The 14,365-nt window shown below is 70.3% G+C and carries 11 protein-coding genes and 1 pseudogene; 4 read left to right on the top strand and 8 right to left on the bottom strand.

The window, feature by feature from the left end:
* Window positions 1–49: 49 nt before the first annotated feature.
* The 5 genes from ACIHCQ_RS33210 to ACIHCQ_RS33190 all read right to left on the bottom strand — a co-directional run bounded on the left by ACIHCQ_RS33210 (window position 50) and on the right by ACIHCQ_RS33190 (window position 6,880).
* Window positions 50–2,062, bottom strand: a complete 2,013-nt coding sequence (locus tag ACIHCQ_RS33210; RefSeq protein ID WP_399670828.1) for an AAA family ATPase — start codon at window positions 2,060–2,062, stop codon at window positions 50–52.
* A gap of 17 nt (window positions 2,063–2,079) precedes the next feature.
* On the bottom strand, window positions 2,080–3,540 hold the full coding sequence (locus ACIHCQ_RS33205) for a hypothetical protein (RefSeq protein ID WP_399670825.1): 1,461 nt from the start codon (window positions 3,538–3,540) through the stop codon (window positions 2,080–2,082).
* Between the two features lie 73 nt (window positions 3,541–3,613).
* Complete coding sequence (locus ACIHCQ_RS33200) at window positions 3,614–6,235, bottom strand: hypothetical protein (RefSeq protein ID WP_399670822.1); 2,622 nt, start codon at window positions 6,233–6,235, stop codon at window positions 3,614–3,616.
* A gap of 190 nt (window positions 6,236–6,425) precedes the next feature.
* Complete coding sequence (locus ACIHCQ_RS33195; protein WP_399670819.1) at window positions 6,426–6,659, bottom strand: hypothetical protein; 234 nt, start codon at window positions 6,657–6,659, stop codon at window positions 6,426–6,428.
* Between the two features lie 53 nt (window positions 6,660–6,712).
* Complete coding sequence (locus ACIHCQ_RS33190; protein ID WP_399670816.1) at window positions 6,713–6,880, bottom strand: hypothetical protein; 168 nt, start codon at window positions 6,878–6,880, stop codon at window positions 6,713–6,715.
* Between the two features lie 250 nt (window positions 6,881–7,130).
* Here ACIHCQ_RS33190 and ACIHCQ_RS33185 point away from each other — a divergent pair.
* Window positions 7,131–7,373: pseudogene (locus ACIHCQ_RS33185) on the top strand (hypothetical protein); the annotation flags it as partial.
* Here ACIHCQ_RS33185 and ACIHCQ_RS33180 read toward each other — a convergent pair.
* Both ACIHCQ_RS33180 and ACIHCQ_RS33175 read right to left on the bottom strand, forming a co-directional pair.
* Window positions 7,284–7,784, bottom strand: coding sequence for a hypothetical protein (locus ACIHCQ_RS33180; RefSeq protein ID WP_399670813.1), 501 nt, complete (start codon window positions 7,782–7,784; stop codon window positions 7,284–7,286). The pseudogene ACIHCQ_RS33185 and the gene ACIHCQ_RS33180 sit on opposite strands and share 90 nt — an antisense overlap.
* Window positions 7,785–7,957: 173 nt before the next feature.
* Window positions 7,958–8,512 (bottom strand): precorrin-3B C(17)-methyltransferase, encoded by a 555-nt coding sequence (locus tag ACIHCQ_RS33175; RefSeq protein ID WP_399670810.1) that lies wholly within the window; start codon window positions 8,510–8,512, stop codon window positions 7,958–7,960.
* Window positions 8,513–8,829: 317 nt separating this feature from the next.
* Between ACIHCQ_RS33175 and ACIHCQ_RS33170 the strand changes: the two genes are divergently transcribed.
* Both ACIHCQ_RS33170 and ACIHCQ_RS33165 read left to right on the top strand, forming a co-directional pair.
* Entirely contained in the window at window positions 8,830–10,725 is a 1,896-nt protein-coding gene (locus tag ACIHCQ_RS33170; RefSeq protein WP_399670807.1) for an NB-ARC domain-containing protein, read from the top strand.
* A complete protein-coding gene (locus ACIHCQ_RS33165) occupies window positions 10,668–11,252 on the top strand; it encodes a tetratricopeptide repeat protein (protein ID WP_399670932.1) in 585 nt (194 codons plus the stop codon). The genes ACIHCQ_RS33170 and ACIHCQ_RS33165 overlap by 58 nt, the downstream gene beginning before the upstream one ends.
* A gap of 24 nt (window positions 11,253–11,276) precedes the next feature.
* On the opposite strand, the gene ACIHCQ_RS33160 is transcribed toward ACIHCQ_RS33165, so the two are convergent.
* Window positions 11,277–12,668 carry a hypothetical protein gene (locus ACIHCQ_RS33160; RefSeq protein WP_399670804.1) on the bottom strand — a complete coding sequence of 464 codons (1,392 nt, stop codon included), beginning with the start codon at window positions 12,666–12,668 and terminating at the stop codon, window positions 11,277–11,279.
* Window positions 12,669–13,295: 627 nt separating this feature from the next.
* Here ACIHCQ_RS33160 and ACIHCQ_RS33155 point away from each other — a divergent pair.
* A complete protein-coding gene (locus ACIHCQ_RS33155) occupies window positions 13,296–14,360 on the top strand; it encodes a hypothetical protein (protein WP_399670929.1) in 1,065 nt (354 codons plus the stop codon).
* Window positions 14,361–14,365: the final 5 nt, after the last annotated feature.

The raw sequence follows: 14,365 nt of genomic DNA, 5'->3' as shown, positions 1-14,365 counted from the left end.
GTCACGGCTGCCGCCGGTAGCGCGCGGGGCGCTCCGCCCCGACCGGTGATCACTTCGCCCGGGAGAGTTCGGCCATCCTGGCCAGCGCGGTGATCCAGAACCGCTGCCGCTCCGGCGTCTGGCCCACCAGGTGGGTGGCGCGCAGCTTGGGCGGTACGTACCGCAGCAGCCTGGCCACCACCTCCGCGTGCCGTTTGAGCTGGGACACCTCGGCGTTGGCGAGAATCTGATGGACCAGATCGGTGTCGTTGGTTCCCTCCGAGGAGGTTTCCGAGGCCGCGGCCAGCCGGCCCTCCCAGCGATCCGCGTCACGCGCGAGTTCGCTCAGCCCGATGATCCGGTGATCGGTGCGTTCCGCCAACCGCGCTTCGAGGTTGGTCAGCGGCACGGGGGCAAACTCGCCGTCACCCAGGTAGATCAGGCCGGATTGCAGCGGCTGGCCCGCCAGGTGCAGTTTGATCAACCGTTCCAGAGTCCGTTTGCTGACCCAGTCCCGTCCCTCGTCGTCGATGTCGTTCTTCCACCAGTCGAGCACTGTCTCGGCGATCTCGCCGTAGGTGTCGATCAGCCACTCATTGGCGGGGATGTCCTGCGGGCGTACCTCGTAGCTGATGGTGAAACGGCTGGCCTGGGCGATGTTGTTGCTGCTGACGAGCAGTTTGCGGCCGAGATGGTACGGCGGGTTCTGCAGGGCGATCTGGGCCCGCAGGTTGGAAATTGGCCGGCCGGCCAGCGTCCACTCCTGGGTGATCTCCATCAACTTGGCGAAGGTGGCCTTGTCCTTGGGGCGGTTGTACTCGTCCCAGACGATGACCTTGGGCTCGGAGCCGGCCAGTGAGCGGCTGAGGAGGACGTCCAATGTGCCGTCCTGGGTGGGAATCGGCACGCACAGATCCTCCACGTTCGTCACCGGCAGTGAGAAGTACACCGGCTCCACCCCGCTCTCCTCGCGGACGACGGACTTGGTGATCTCCGTCTTGCCGCAGCCGGGCGGCCCCTGCAACAGCACCGCCCAGTTCTCCCTGAGTGCCGTACGCAGGATCTGGCGCACGGGGTCGGCGATCCCGGCGGGGTTGGCGCAACCGACTGCGCCGGCGATGGCGTTGAGGATCTCGGCGGTGCGGTCGGGCCCTGCTTTGCCGTCGGCCCGCGTCTCCCGCAGCCGCAGTCGGCGGCCGCCCACCAGGGGCAGGCCCCAGGCGAGGGGGAACCGGGCCCCGGCGCAGTCCAGGACGTGTTCCAGGGTCCGCGGAGAGAGCAGGGAGCGCAGCCCCGGGGTCAGCGAGGCCCAGACGCGGAACACCTCGTTCAAATCCCGGTCGGGGTAGCGCTCGGCCAGCTTGTACCGCCAGGCGGTGTCGTTGGCGCTGATCCGGAGAGTCACCATGCGGTCCAGCACGGCCAGGTCACTGCGCCGGGCGCTGGTCTCGGTCGACGACTCGTTGTCGGCGAGGAAGACCCCTACGCAGCCGAGTTCGCGCAGATCGTATTCGCCGAGCGTCCAGTTGCAGGCGACCTGCATCAGCTGCGACTGGATGGTCTCCCCGGCCTGCAACGAATCGTCGATCAGCAGTACGAAGGGTTTCCCGGGTGCCAGTTGGCGCATGATCAGTTGGGTGAGGAACAGCTCTCCGCTCTCGGGGTCCCGGACCGGGGCGTTCACCAGCAGGTCGTCGGGGGTCAGGTTGGCCGCGGGGACCAGGATGACTTCGGTACCGGGGTGTGCCCGGGGTATGTACGAGAGAAAGGTGGAGGTCTTCCCGATGCCGTGTTCTCCGAAGACCTGACCGGTCTGTCCCATCGCGATCATGGCGTCGATGAACTGTTCGAGCCGGGCTCCTGCGCCGGCTTTCGAAGGCCGCCGCGGATACGTGGCCGTGACCGGCCACGGCGTCCCGGGAGCGCGCCGCGCGGGCACCTTGCCCGCTGTCGCCCGCTTCGCGGACGTACGCCCGGCCGGCTTCTCCTGGGCGCCGGCGGCCGCGTTCCGCACGGTCGGCGTCGTCGTGTCCACACTGCTCACGGTGGCCCGTTTCCTCGTCAGTCGTCGGTTGTCCGTCATCCGTACCGCCGCGCATGTCAGCTGTCGCCGGAGACCACTCGGTGGCAGGCCATCGGAGGGTTGTGCCGCTCCGGCCAGTCGTCGCCGTTGTTCGTTATAAGCCAGATCCACCGCTCGGGATGCTCCGGGGTCACCACGGGCGCGTAGCCGTCGGTGACCATGATCACCGCGTCCGCACGCTCCTCGAAGCGGCGCCCGCCCACTTCCAGCCGGCCCTCGACGTAGTCCACGACACCCTGGAAGTTCGTCCCCCCTCCGCCCAGTACCCGCTCCCCGGGGGCGAAGGGCATCACGGCGCCGTCGAAGCTCAGCCAGTGGCTCTCCACCCCGTCGCTCCGGCCGACCAGGGAGGTGATCCAGGCGACCACCGTGTCCGGCATCGAGCCCGAGGTGTCCAGGGCGATCACCACCACCTTGGTGCGCTCCGCACCCCGCCGGGCCAGCATCGGATCATGCCCGAGGGCGAGCATCACGGCACCGTGCTTCTTCGGGTAGACCAGGCGCTCGCCCTCGCGCAGCTTGGAAGCGAGGACGTCGGAGAGCCAGCGCTTCCACCACTCCACCCGCCGGGTCGCCGGGGTCTCACCGCGCAGCGCGGCCAGGCCCAGCCGGCCCCACAGTTTCACCAGCCGCTCCCCGCCCTCGGCGGTGCGGTCCGCCAGCCCGAGTACCTCCTCCCGGGCGGGGCCCTCACCGCGCAGTGCGCCGCGCACCACCTCGGCCAGCGTTTCACCGACGATCGAGGACACCGTCTCGTCGTCCATCGGCACCCGCTGTCCCGCTCCGTTCCCGGCGAGGCTCAAATGGATACACCGACCGGCCGACACCGGTGGTTCCCGCATCCTCTTGAGTTCCCCGTAGATCGTCAGATCGGTCTCCACGAAGTCGTCGTAGGGCAACGGCTCCAGACCGTGCCGGCGGAGGTCGGCCGTGTACTGCCGGTGCACCGTGCGCGGATCGACCCCGACCTCCTCGCGCCGGGTGCCGCCCGAGCCGTCCGGCACCTGTTGGTGCGGCAGCTCCGAGCGGCCCAGCCGCACCATGGCGACGTGGTTGATGGCGACCTCGGCGGCCAGATCGAACACGGGGTCGGCTCGCAACTCCTCCTCCACGTAGAGATGGCGAAGGATCAGGTGCCATGCCTCGTGGAACAGCACGAAACGTACTCCGCCCGCACCGATCCGGACGAAGAATTCGGGGTTGTACAGCAGCAGGCAGCTGCCGTCACCGCCGGCCACCACGGCCGCCGTCTCCACCGCGGCGGTGGGAATCTGGTGGTGGCACTTGGCGTACAACCACGAACAGATCGCGCTTTCCCTGACCCCGAAGTCCAGCAGAGCCGCTTCCTTCAGCCGGCGGCCCTCCTCGGCGACCACCGGATCGTCCACCCGGCAGTCCAACAGCGCCCGCCGGTCGCTCAGGTCGACGGGCGGTCGTCGCGCCGGAGTGTGCCGGCTCTCGCCCGCTACTCGTGCCATTGTTTCCCTCCTGCTCCGCCGCGGCGGACCGTACGCGGTGCCCCGGGGCATGATGTCAGTGCTCCTGGTGACGTCAGCTCACCGCCAGGGATGCCAGGGCGGCGGTCTCCAGCAGTTCGGGCACGCTGCCGACGAAGTCCGGCATCATGCGCACTGCCAGCACCCACGCCTCGGGGTTGCCGTCCAGGTGCTCCCGCACCAGAGTGGCCAGCGGCTCCTCCTCCGCGGCGGGGCCGGCACCGGCCGCCGGCGCCGCCTCCAACACGAAGCGGGCGGGCTTGGCGGACCCCAGCAGCTCCGCTCGGGTGATCAGTCCCTGTCCGACCGCGAGTTCCGCCCACGACGCACCGCTCACCGAGTCCGACAGGGCCACCTTGGCGAGTACCTTCGCGGCTGGCTGTCCGTCCAGCAGCTTCTGGTGGGCTTTCTGCTCGGAGCGGGTCATCCGCCCCACCTTGTCCCGCAGCATCCAGGGGCAGTCATCGAGCTCGGCCAACTCCCGCAGCCGGTAATCCGGCAGCGGATTGGCCAGGTGCTCGGCCAGCAGAGCGTCCCAGTCCCAGACGAACCCCTCGGCCAGCAGCCACCCGAGGTCACGGTCGGTGTTCCACTGGCGCATCCGGCGGGCGAGCTGCTTGACCGATCCGGCCTCCTTGGCCAGCTCCCGCAACTGTCGCAGGGCGTCGTCCCGGTCGGATGTCTTGAGCAGTGCGGCGACGGCCGTACGCACCTTGTCCACGAACCAGTCGGGGAGCTTCTCCATCAGCCCGTCCGGTCCCTGCCGTTCCCAGATCCCGAGCGCGAACCGCCACTGCAAGTGCTGCGAACTGATACTGACCCCGTGGAGACAGCTTTCCAGCATTTCCGGATCACCACTGGCGATCCAGGGCGCGAGCCAGACTTTCTTGTCCCTGCGGGTGATCCCCCCGGACAGCTCCGCGAGCACCTCGGCGTCCATGGGCAGCCGCTCGGTGCGGCCGGGGCCGAACGGGACTCCCAGCAGCAGTGCGAGCCGTTCCTCCCATCCGAGTTCGCGCTGGTAGACCAGGCCGGCGTTGACCGCCGGGTCGTCCAGCGCGGCGAGCGCGGTCACCGCCCCGGCCGGCAGATCCCGGCGGCGGGCGAGCAGTACCTGCTCCGTGTGACCGGGGGCCGCCAGCGCTCGTTCCAGCCACTCGGGACGCCAAGTGCCGAGCACCAGCAACTCGTACAGCGTGCGGTCGTCGAGGTGCGGCAGCAGACTCCACTGGATCTCGGGTCCGGCGGCATCGAGCAGCGTCAGGAACGCCGCCCTGGCGCCCTTCGGCGACAGGAGCTCGCTGAATCCGGGCCGGCCGGCCGCCTCCGGCCACGAGCTGTCGGCTCCCTCGCCCTTCGCCGCCCTGGCGGCCGCGTCGTCCAGCAACTCGGCCACGGAGCCCTGGAATCGGCCCAGCCGTCGGCGTACGACCCGCCAGGCCGCCGGCTGGTCGCCGAGCTTCCCGGCCACCAGCGCACCGAGCCGGTCGCGGAAGTCCGTCATCGCGTCCCGCTCCTCTTCACCCGCGGTGGAGACCGCCCCCATCACCTCAAGGACGGCCGCAGCCGGCCGGGCCGCGAGCAGTTCGGCGCCGGACACGGTACGGCCGAGACCCCGCCGGACCACCAGGGTCAACAGTTGCTTGGCGGTGCCGGCGCTCTTGGCCGACGTGGCCGGCTTCGCTCCTGGATCGGGGATGGGGGCGGGGGCGGCCGGCCGGGTGGTCCTCGGCTTGTCGAGCACGGCCAGCGGGAGCGGCCGGCTCAGACCATCCAGCAGCTCCACGAAATGGGGACGACCGACGCACAGCACGGCCAACGCGTCGTCCGGACAGTCCGTCCGCGTCACCAGCGCTTCAAGCACGCCGGGCTCGAACGAGCGATCCTGATGGGCCGCCAGGACCGCGGACCAGTTCAACGTGCCACGCAGCGGCAGGGTGTGCCGCACGCTGCCAGGAGATTCGTAGAGTTCGTCGATGAGGCCTTCCGGGCCCTCGGCGGCCCTGACCGCTGCCCGCAACTCCCCAAGGCCGGCCGGTCCCTGAGCCGCCGCCCTGCCCAGCTCCGCGTCGCCCTGGAGCGCGGCCCGGACCTCCGCGATTCCCAGCAGCCGGACCAGGGCGGCCGGATCACCGTGGACGACCAGCGACTCCATGCCCCGCAACCGCTCCGCGCGTGTCAGCCCGGTGAGCAGATGCTCGACGAGGGCATGCCCCACCACGTCGGAGAAGGGGCAGACCAGCGCCGCCCGCAGCACCACACGGCGGTGCTCGTGGGCCGACGACCCCGCGACCTTCAGCAAATCCCTTGCCGGGCCTCGCTCCTTGCACCAGCGGATATCCGTGGGATCGGCCGCGGCCATCATCGCTCGCAGCTCGGGCAGTTGCCAGCAGGACATGTGGAACACCTGGGCGGCCACCAGTGGGTGCCCCGAGGCCGCCAGGCGCGCCCGCAGGGCGGGATCCGCCCCCATCGCCCCGTCGTTGCCCGCCAGCATCCCCACCCACGGTCCGTCGTCGGCGAGCACCGCTTCCACCAGTGCGGGCGGCACCACCCTGCCGGACGTCAGGAGCGGCTTCAGCACATCCGGCGCCCGCTCGAGCAACTGCCGCAGATCCTCCGGGCGCCCGCGTTCGAGGAGCGGCCGGATTCCCGCGGCAAGTGGTGTATCGATCATGCGGCCCGGCTTTCTTGTCAATAACGGCATACGCACGGGGACCGGGGCAGGGGCCACCGCCGCGTGGCAGCGTGCCCCGCGACGGGCAACACCCTCCCCGCTGAGAAAACCCTAGGTGGCAGGACTGACAACGGAACCGGCCGCACCGGCTGCCGGGCCCCGTCACCGGCAATCACCGGGCAGGGAGCGGTCACCCATGCCGGCCGGCCCGGCAGTTCCCCACGCCCGGTCGGCCGTCACAGGGGCGGCCGTCCCGCGACTCCGGCCGGGCGCCGGTGAAAGCGGCACGGAACCGGCGGTCGCGGAAAACCACGAAAACCGCGCCCGGGTGCACAGCAGGCGCGTCCTCCGACTCCTCCACCGGGGCGCGGGCGACGTGGTTCGTCAGCTCGTCGAGTGCGGGCAGGTTTGCCGAGCGTGTCACCGGGCGGGCCGGTTCGAGCCGCCGCCGGCCCACCGGGAAAGTCCCGGCAGGGTCTACGCGAGCGACAGTGCGCGCACCCGCAGCATCGTGTCGGCGAGATCTCCGACACGGCTCTCCAGTCTGGGTGGTACGCAGTGGGTCGGCGGTGTGCCGCCCGAGATCTGGGCCGTCAGCGAGTCCTCGGCGGCTCGCAGGGCCCCGCCGCGACGATCCGGTCGCACCGGCCCGGCGTGGACGGCTCATGTTCTCGGCGCGGCAACGCGCCAGCAGCTCCACCCGCAACTGCTCGGGCCGCGGAAGCCGAGGTGTCCCTGGATCTGCGCGTCGGCCCTTGTTCTGGCCGGAGGTGATGACGAGTTTGCTCGCGATCTGCGGTACGGGCACGCCGGGGCCGACACCAGTTGGTCTCCGAGTTGACTCGGCATCGGGTGTCCCGGTCGGTTGTCAGTGGGTGCTGTCATATTCGACGGCATGACGACTCCACTCGCGTGGGTGCCCGCGATTCACGGCCATGAGCTGGCCTTGGACGAGACGGACCTGAAATGCCGGAAGGCCGATGGCCAGGTCTTGAAGTCCATCCCCCGTGCCGTACGGAGAAGTCGCGTCGGTGAGCAGTTCGCGGCGCTACAGGAGCAGCGGGCTCGGCATGAAAAGGAGTGCCGGACCACCGTGGAGTCGTGGTTGCTGAGCGGGATGCCGGTCCCCGCCCGGCTTCTCGCACGGGTGTGGCCGGATCCCAGCTGGCGGACCAGTTTGCAGCACCTGGTGGTGTATGTCGATGGGCGGGTCGGGCTGTTGCATGCCTGTGCTGGTGTCGATGAACCGGCCGTAGAGCCAGTCCGTCTCCACGGCGAAGGGAATCCACTCGCGATGCCATCCCAGGCATTCGCGGTCCGGGTAGGGCGACGGCTCCGTCGCTTCGATCCCGGTGCGCCATTCGTACACCTTCACGATCTGCTCCACGGACAGCAGGTGCCAGCCGGAGGGGAGGAAGCTGCTGTAGGTGCCGGCGAACTTGTCGCTCGCGTCATCGTCAGCCATACGCACGCCGTTGTTGGCCGGCAACCACGTCCACAGTTCCTGCGGGAAGCTCACGCCGAGCCCTGCTTCGGCATCGAAGATCATTTTTTGTGTCGCAGGTCCGCACAGAGCAGCCGCGTTCTTCGGGGCGTTCCGCTCAAGCCACCTTGTGACCCGACCCCACGCCTGCCGTACATTCTCTGCCTCGCGTGACCGTAGTTCATTCATGGTGATCCAACCGCGCCCGGTCTGCCGGAGCCCCCGCCCGGTCCTGTCCGTCAGTGGCCGCCCAGGCCCGGCAGACAGGTTCCATCAGCTGTGCGACCGACGACCTCGGCGTCGGCGTGGCCCGTACTGTCGACCGTGCCGTTCACGCAGACCTTGCCCTCGCCGCCGCCCACCAGTACGCCTCGGAGGGGCGCGAAGTCGTCTCCGCGCAGCTCGATCTGCTCCAGGCCCGTCCCGAGTGCCTCGGCGGTCGCGGCGCGGATACCGGTCTTCGTGGTCCCGGCGTCCGCCAGCTTCGTCAGGGCTGCGGCCAGCGCCTTCGCCCTCGGCGCGGCATTGGCTTTCTGCTCGGCGGTGATCGCCATCGGCTCGCGGTACGCGTGGTTCTCCGCCAACCGCGCGTTCCAGTCGAGCGTGATGCAGGGGGACGGCGTCGCTCGCCGCTCCTCGGGAAGCGGGCAGTAGTCCTTCGCTTCGGCCGAGGAAGTCGTCCGTCCCGGGCCGCCCGCGCGGGGATCTGTCCCCGGATCTGCGCATCCGGCCGTCACGGCGGCGAGCAGAACCAGCGGCAGGGCGGCGATGAGTCGGGGACGTAACCGTGTCATGGTCAGATCATCTCACTACGGCCCGGGCCCCGGCCGGTTCCCACTCGTTTCCGACTCCGCGGGTTCTCCCACCGGCGGCCAAGCGATTTCCTTGGACGGCGAGTCCGCCTTGCGTCAGCGGGGAACAACGGACGCGAGACGGACACTTGCCCTTGTTTCGCGTGAACCTGGCAAACAAAACTCGCGCCGGTGGCGCACCTCCCCGGGCCGGTATGAGTACCGGCGCGAGTCGGTGCAGCGCATGCGCTCCGAGTCCGCGGTCTTGCCGATACGGTTGGCAGAGCAGCGAGTTGGGGGAATACCGCGTGGATCCGTTCATGACCATGGTGCTCTCGGCTGTCGGTACGGTCGCCTCGTCCGCCCTGTCGGGAGCGGGCGGGGAGATGGGCCGACGCAGCTCGGAGAGGCTCTTCGGGCTGCTGAGCCGGGCACGCCCCGAGGACGAGGAAGCCGTCACCGGTGCCGGTGAGAGCGGCGGGCAGACCCCCGCCCTGCCGGTCACCGAGTCCGAGCAGAGGACGGCGACCTCATCGCTCGCCGAAGTGGCCCGTAGGTCCCCCGAGTTCGCCCGCGAGGTGATGGAGTGGGCGCGAGAGGCCGAGTGGCTGGCGCCGCGCTCCGTGCCCGCCGTGGCGCATGGCGCCTCCCGTCCGCAGATGCTGTTGCCGACGACCGCGGTGTTCACGGACCGCGAGAACGTGACGTCGTCGATCACGGAACTGCTGGACGAGGCGGACCGTACGCAGGGCGCGCCGGTCGTCGTCGTCCTCACCGGGCCGGGCGGCATAGGGAAAACCGCCACCGCCACTCACTGCGCGCACCTGATGAAGGAGCGGTTCCCTGACGGTGTGCTGTACGTGGACCTGGGCGGCGCGTCCGCGACGACGGCCCTGTCACCGTCCGAGGCGCTGGGGCGCTTCCTGGACAGACTCGGCGTACCGCCCGGCCTGATGCCGGGCGACGAGGCGCGACAGCAGGACGTGTACCGCGACTGCATGGCTGACCGTCGCATGGCGGTCGTCCTGGACAACGCGCACTCCGACGCCCAGGTCATGCCGCTGCTGCCGGCCGCTCCGGGCTGTCTTGTCCTGGTGACGAGCAGGCACCGGCTCGACCGGCTCGTGGCCGGAACCGGAGCTCGGCACCTCACCTTGCCACCCCTCTCGACCACGGATTCCGTACGTCTGCTGACGCGCATCGTCGGACGCGAGCGCATGGTGGACGCGGAGGTGGGCGCCCTGGCCGTGGCCCAGCGGACCGGCGGAATCCCGCTCGCCGTCTGCACCACGGGTGCGCGCCTCGCCGTACGAGAGCATCTCCGTTGGGACACCGTCGTACGGCAACTGTCCGAGGAGGGCGCATCCATGCAGGACGAAACCTCCGGTACCTCTGGCGCCACCTCTGGCACCCCCGCAGATCCCGTACGGCTCGTACACGACGTCACCTACCGCGAACTGAACGGTGCGTGCGCGGCGTTGTACCGCGCTGTCGCCGTGTGGCCCTGGCCGGCCATCACCGTCAGGGCCGCGGCACACGCCGCCGATGTCAGCGAGGACGTGGCCCGAGGACTTCTGGAGCAGCTGGCCGACGTCCACCTGCTGGAAGAAGTGGGGGAGGAGCGCTACCGGTTCCACGATCTGGTACGTGCGCACGCCCACGAGCTCGCTGTCGCCGAGGACGGGCACGGGCACATGGCGGCTGTCGTCCGCCGCGTGGCCGTCGGATATCTGCGCTTCGCGGCGGGCGCCGACTTCCGGGTCATCCCCTCGCGCTGGCGGCTGGGGCCCGCCTACATCGGGCTCACCCTGCCGGAGAACCGTGACCCCCTGGACGGCAGGCGCGCGCTGGAAGACCTGCGCCATGAGCGCGAGAACCTCGCGGCGGCTGTCCGGGCGGCCGAGCGCTATGGCTTCGACGACCTCGTATGGCAGCTCTGCGAGGCGATGTGGGGCCTGCACCTGCGGCTCGGCTTTCACGAGCAGTGGGTCGACACACATCTACGGGGCGTCGAGGCGGCGCGGCGACGGGCCGCCGAATTCGGCGACGCCCGTGCTGTGGGACGCATGCTGGTCCAGCTGCCTTCGCCTATATGGGGCTCGGGCGAGCACGCGACGCGCAGGAGGCTCTCCGGGCAGCGGCCGACGCGGACGAGGCTCTGGGGCACCACCGGGGGCAGGCGACTGCCGTCGAGGCTCTGGGGCTGCTCCGCCTGAAGCAATGGAAGTACCCGGAGGCACAGCGGTGCTTCGAGGAGGCCCAGCAAATCCTGAGCCGTATCCGGCAGGGTGCTGACGGGTGGCCGGACCTACCGCGCGCCCTGGCCCTTCTGGCACATCACATCGGCCGCGCGCAGGGCAGTCAGCAGCGCTTCGCCGACGCCGCCGGCCACCTCAACCAAGCACTCGCGCAGTTCCGCGCCCTGCCCGGCGGCGACCGCTACAACGAGGGCCGTGTGTACATGAGCCTGGGCGAGACGCACCTGGACGCGGGGGACGCCGCCCTCGCCCGTGTCTGTCTGGACAAGGCCATGGCCGCCATGGCCACCGAGGGTGCCGAGCTTCAGCTTGCCGACGCCGCGGAACTGAGGGCGCGGTGCAACAGGCTCTCGGACCGCCCGGCCGAGGAGTCGGATGACCTCCGCACCGCCGCCGTCCTCTACGAGAAGGGCGGGGACCAGGTGGCCCTCGCCCGGGTGCGTGCGCGGCTTGCCGAGATGGGGCCGGCCGAGTTGGGGGAGTGAGCAGCCGGCCGCGGCTGCCCTGCCCTACTCCCGCGGCGGGCCGATGTACTCCACGGTGACGCGGTGCGCCGTGGCGCCCGTCCATACGGTGATCTCGGGGCCCGCCTCCAGCAGGGACTTCCCGCTGCCGGTCCAGGCGTACAGCGCGGAGGCGTACACGGCGGGGTCGCAGAGGTCCGGCCTTCCGTCCGGGCCGGCAACCGCGGTCAGCCGTACGAGGTCGCCCTCTCGGGTGCGTACGACGCAGCGGTCCGGCCCGTCGATATAGGCGGTCAGACCGCAGTACGGATACTGGGCGAGCGCTTCCGACGTCCAGGCACCGGGCGGGCCGATCCGGGGGTCGTCCTCGTCCGCGCGCCGTACGACGACGTCCGCGATACGCAGCCGGCCGGCCTCCCGCGCCTCCTCGTCGACCGCCGTGTGGGCGGCAGCGGCGTACTCGTACTCGTCCTCGCCTCCCGCTGTCTGCTCGGTCTCGAAGTCGGCCTGGGCGCGACGGACCACTACGACCTCCGGCGGATCGGCGCTGACCACGCGGGTCAGCACGCGGATCGGCACAGTGCGCCGGGCCGGCTCGTAGGGCGGCAGGGCCAGCGGGGCGAGGAGCGCCGGCCGGCCGTCGGGTTCGGCGATGCCTATGAGGCCGTAGAAGAGGCGGCGCAAGAGCGTGGCCGACTCGCCGGGTGACGAACTTGTCTGTTCCGCCAGACCCGCGTACCGGCCGTGCTCATGGGCGGCCATCGCCTGGTCGACCTGCGCCCGCAGGCTGCCACGGCGGAGCAGCTTGGGGGCCGTCCGGCCGAGGGCCGCGACCGGAGAGAGCGGATCGAGGGCTTCCGCGGGGAACGCCCCGAGCAGGACGGGGACGCCGATGGACGCCGCGTAGTAGGTGACGCTGCTGTGGTCTCCCAGCACGCAGTCGGCCGCGATGAGCGCCTGCCGCCAGCCTTCGAGCGGAGGAACGAGGCTGAGGCCGGCGCGCTGGGCGCTGTCCAGCCACGCCCGGACCTGTCCGGGGCCGTGGCCGTGCCAGATGTTCGGGTGCAGCACGGCCACGGTCCGGTACTCGTCGGCGGGCAGTTCGGTGGCCAGGCGCGGCAGCAGCCAGGGCAGCAGATCGCCCCGGCCCGCGCCCGCTTCCGTCTCCCCGTTGTCGTCGCCGAAGAGCGAGCGCGGTGACCAGGTCGAACTGACCACGATCAGCCGCTGACCCGGCCCGACGCCCAGGGCGCGGCGGAAGCGGTCGCGCTGGGGGAGGGCGGCGAGGATGCGGTCGTAGCAGGGGTCTCCCGCCAGGACGGCGGTGGGCGCCGCCTCGGGGCAGGACGAGGTCAGCCTCTGAAGTTGTTCGGGGTGGGACAGGACTGTGTCCGCGGCGAGTGGGCGCCCGTCCTGGAGGAGCCACTCCGGCGACATACCGAAGACCGGCCGTCCGGTGTCCGGTGTCCGGTGTCCGGTGTGGCCAGCCTCTTATTGTACCCAACCCCATGCGAGAGGATGGCCAACGGGCCCTGAACCAACCCCAGTTCGCCTCCGTAGCTCGCCGAAACCGCCAGGTCGAACGTCGTGTCCTTGGCCTGTTCCCAGGGCAGTACCGGCAGTCCCGCCTGCGCCAGCAGTTCGGGTACCCCCGCCAGAAAGGGGGACGATCCTGTGCACGTGGCGAACAGCTGCACGCGAAGGTCACTGTGGAACAGCGGGAGTACATCCAGCAGGCGAGTCGCGGACGTCACGTTGTGGACGATGAACAGGACACGGCGGCAGCCCGCGCGGGTGACCCACCGCTCCGCGTCCCCGCCCACCGGAACTCGCAACCGTGCCGCCATGCTCGTCACGCTCGCCTGTCCCCTTGCCTCGGGTCGAGATTCGCCGCCACTGAACCCCGGGATGGGGAGCGTCTGTCCGCTCCGGGCACTCTAGGCCGCGCAGTTGCCGATGGTGGCCGGTTCCGTTGCGTACTGGGATCGGCCCTTCACCTTCCGTACACCCAACCCCACCAGGAATGTCCGATTCCGTGAGCACTCTGCTCCTGTGAAACGCATCGTGGGAATCGTCCTGGCGGTGCTGCTGATCGGCGGAGTGGCAGTAGCCGTCATCGCAGGCCGCGAGAACCAGGACACGAGCACGGCAACGAAGACCGTGCGTGGAGTGATCGGATCGGAGAAGGCCGAGTTCTTCGCCGATCCGGAAGTGGTGAAGGCCCTCGCTGACCAGGGCTTCATCGTGAAGACGGAGACGTCCGGCTCCTGGGCCATGAATGAACTGCCCCTCAAGGACAAGGACTTCGCCTTCCCGTCCGCCAAGGCCCCCGCCGACGAACTGCGGCGGAAGTCGAAGATCCAGGGCGGGCCGATCCGCCCCTTCTACTCGCCGCTCGTCGTCGTCGCGCACAGTCCCGCGGCGAAGGTGCTGGCGGACAACGGGCTCGCCACCCTGACCGGCAAGTCGACCGGGACGCTGCGCATGCGTCCGTATCTCGACGCCGCGAAGGCCGACCGGACCTGGCAGCAGCTCAAGGGGGCCACCCGCCACGCCGAGCTGACCGGGACCGTGTTCATCACCAGCACCGATCCTGTCGCCTCCAACTCGGGCGCCCTGTATCTGGCCGCGGCGTCGTACGTCGCGGACGGCGGCAAGGTCGCCGCCGACGACGCTGCCCTCGGCCGTACCGCCCCGCTGCTGAAGAAGCTGATCAGCGTCCAGGGCGCGCAGCAGACCAGCAGCGACGCACCGTTCCGGGACTTCATCAGCGGCGTCGGCAATCCGCTGGTCCTGGTGTACGAGTCCCAGGTGGCATCTCTGCTGATGCGGAAGCAGGAGGTGGGCGACCTCGTCGTCCTCTACCCGGACACCACGGTCTCCAGCGACCACACGCTCGTACCGCTGTCGGAGAACGGCCGCGCACTCGGCGAACTGCTCGGCTCCGACAAGCGGTTGCGGGAGCTGGCCGTGCGCCACGGCTTCAGGCCGCAGGGTGCCGCGGCCGAGTTCACCGCCGCGACCGCGGGCCACACGGCCTATCTCAATCAGACGTTGACCGGTGTCCATCAGGCGCCCGTGCCGACCGCCGAGGTCCTGCGTGCGATGGCCCAACGGACCCGGTCCTAGGGGGA

Source organism: Streptomyces sp. NPDC052236, assembly GCF_044548015.1.
GTDB lineage: Bacteria > Actinomycetota > Actinomycetes > Streptomycetales > Streptomycetaceae > Streptomyces.
Note: the sequence above shows the minus strand (reverse complement) of the source record. Positions and strands in the feature narration are given on the sequence as shown.

Coding starts and splice junctions, on each gene's coding strand:
- ACIHCQ_RS33210 (WP_399670828.1), bottom strand. CDS start 2,062: ATGACGGACAACCGACGACTGACGAGGAAACGGGCCACCGTGAGCAGT.
- ACIHCQ_RS33205 (WP_399670825.1), bottom strand. CDS start 3,540: ATGGCACGAGTAGCGGGCGAGAGCCGGCACACTCCGGCGCGACGACCG.
- ACIHCQ_RS33200 (WP_399670822.1), bottom strand. CDS start 6,235: ATGATCGATACACCACTTGCCGCGGGAATCCGGCCGCTCCTCGAACGC.
- ACIHCQ_RS33180 (WP_399670813.1), bottom strand. CDS start 7,784: ATGATCTTCGATGCCGAAGCAGGGCTCGGCGTGAGCTTCCCGCAGGAA.
- ACIHCQ_RS33175 (WP_399670810.1), bottom strand. CDS start 8,512: ATGACACGGTTACGTCCCCGACTCATCGCCGCCCTGCCGCTGGTTCTG.
- ACIHCQ_RS33170 (WP_399670807.1), top strand. CDS start 8,830: ATGACCATGGTGCTCTCGGCTGTCGGTACGGTCGCCTCGTCCGCCCTG.
- ACIHCQ_RS33160 (WP_399670804.1), bottom strand. CDS start 12,668: ATGTCGCCGGAGTGGCTCCTCCAGGACGGGCGCCCACTCGCCGCGGAC.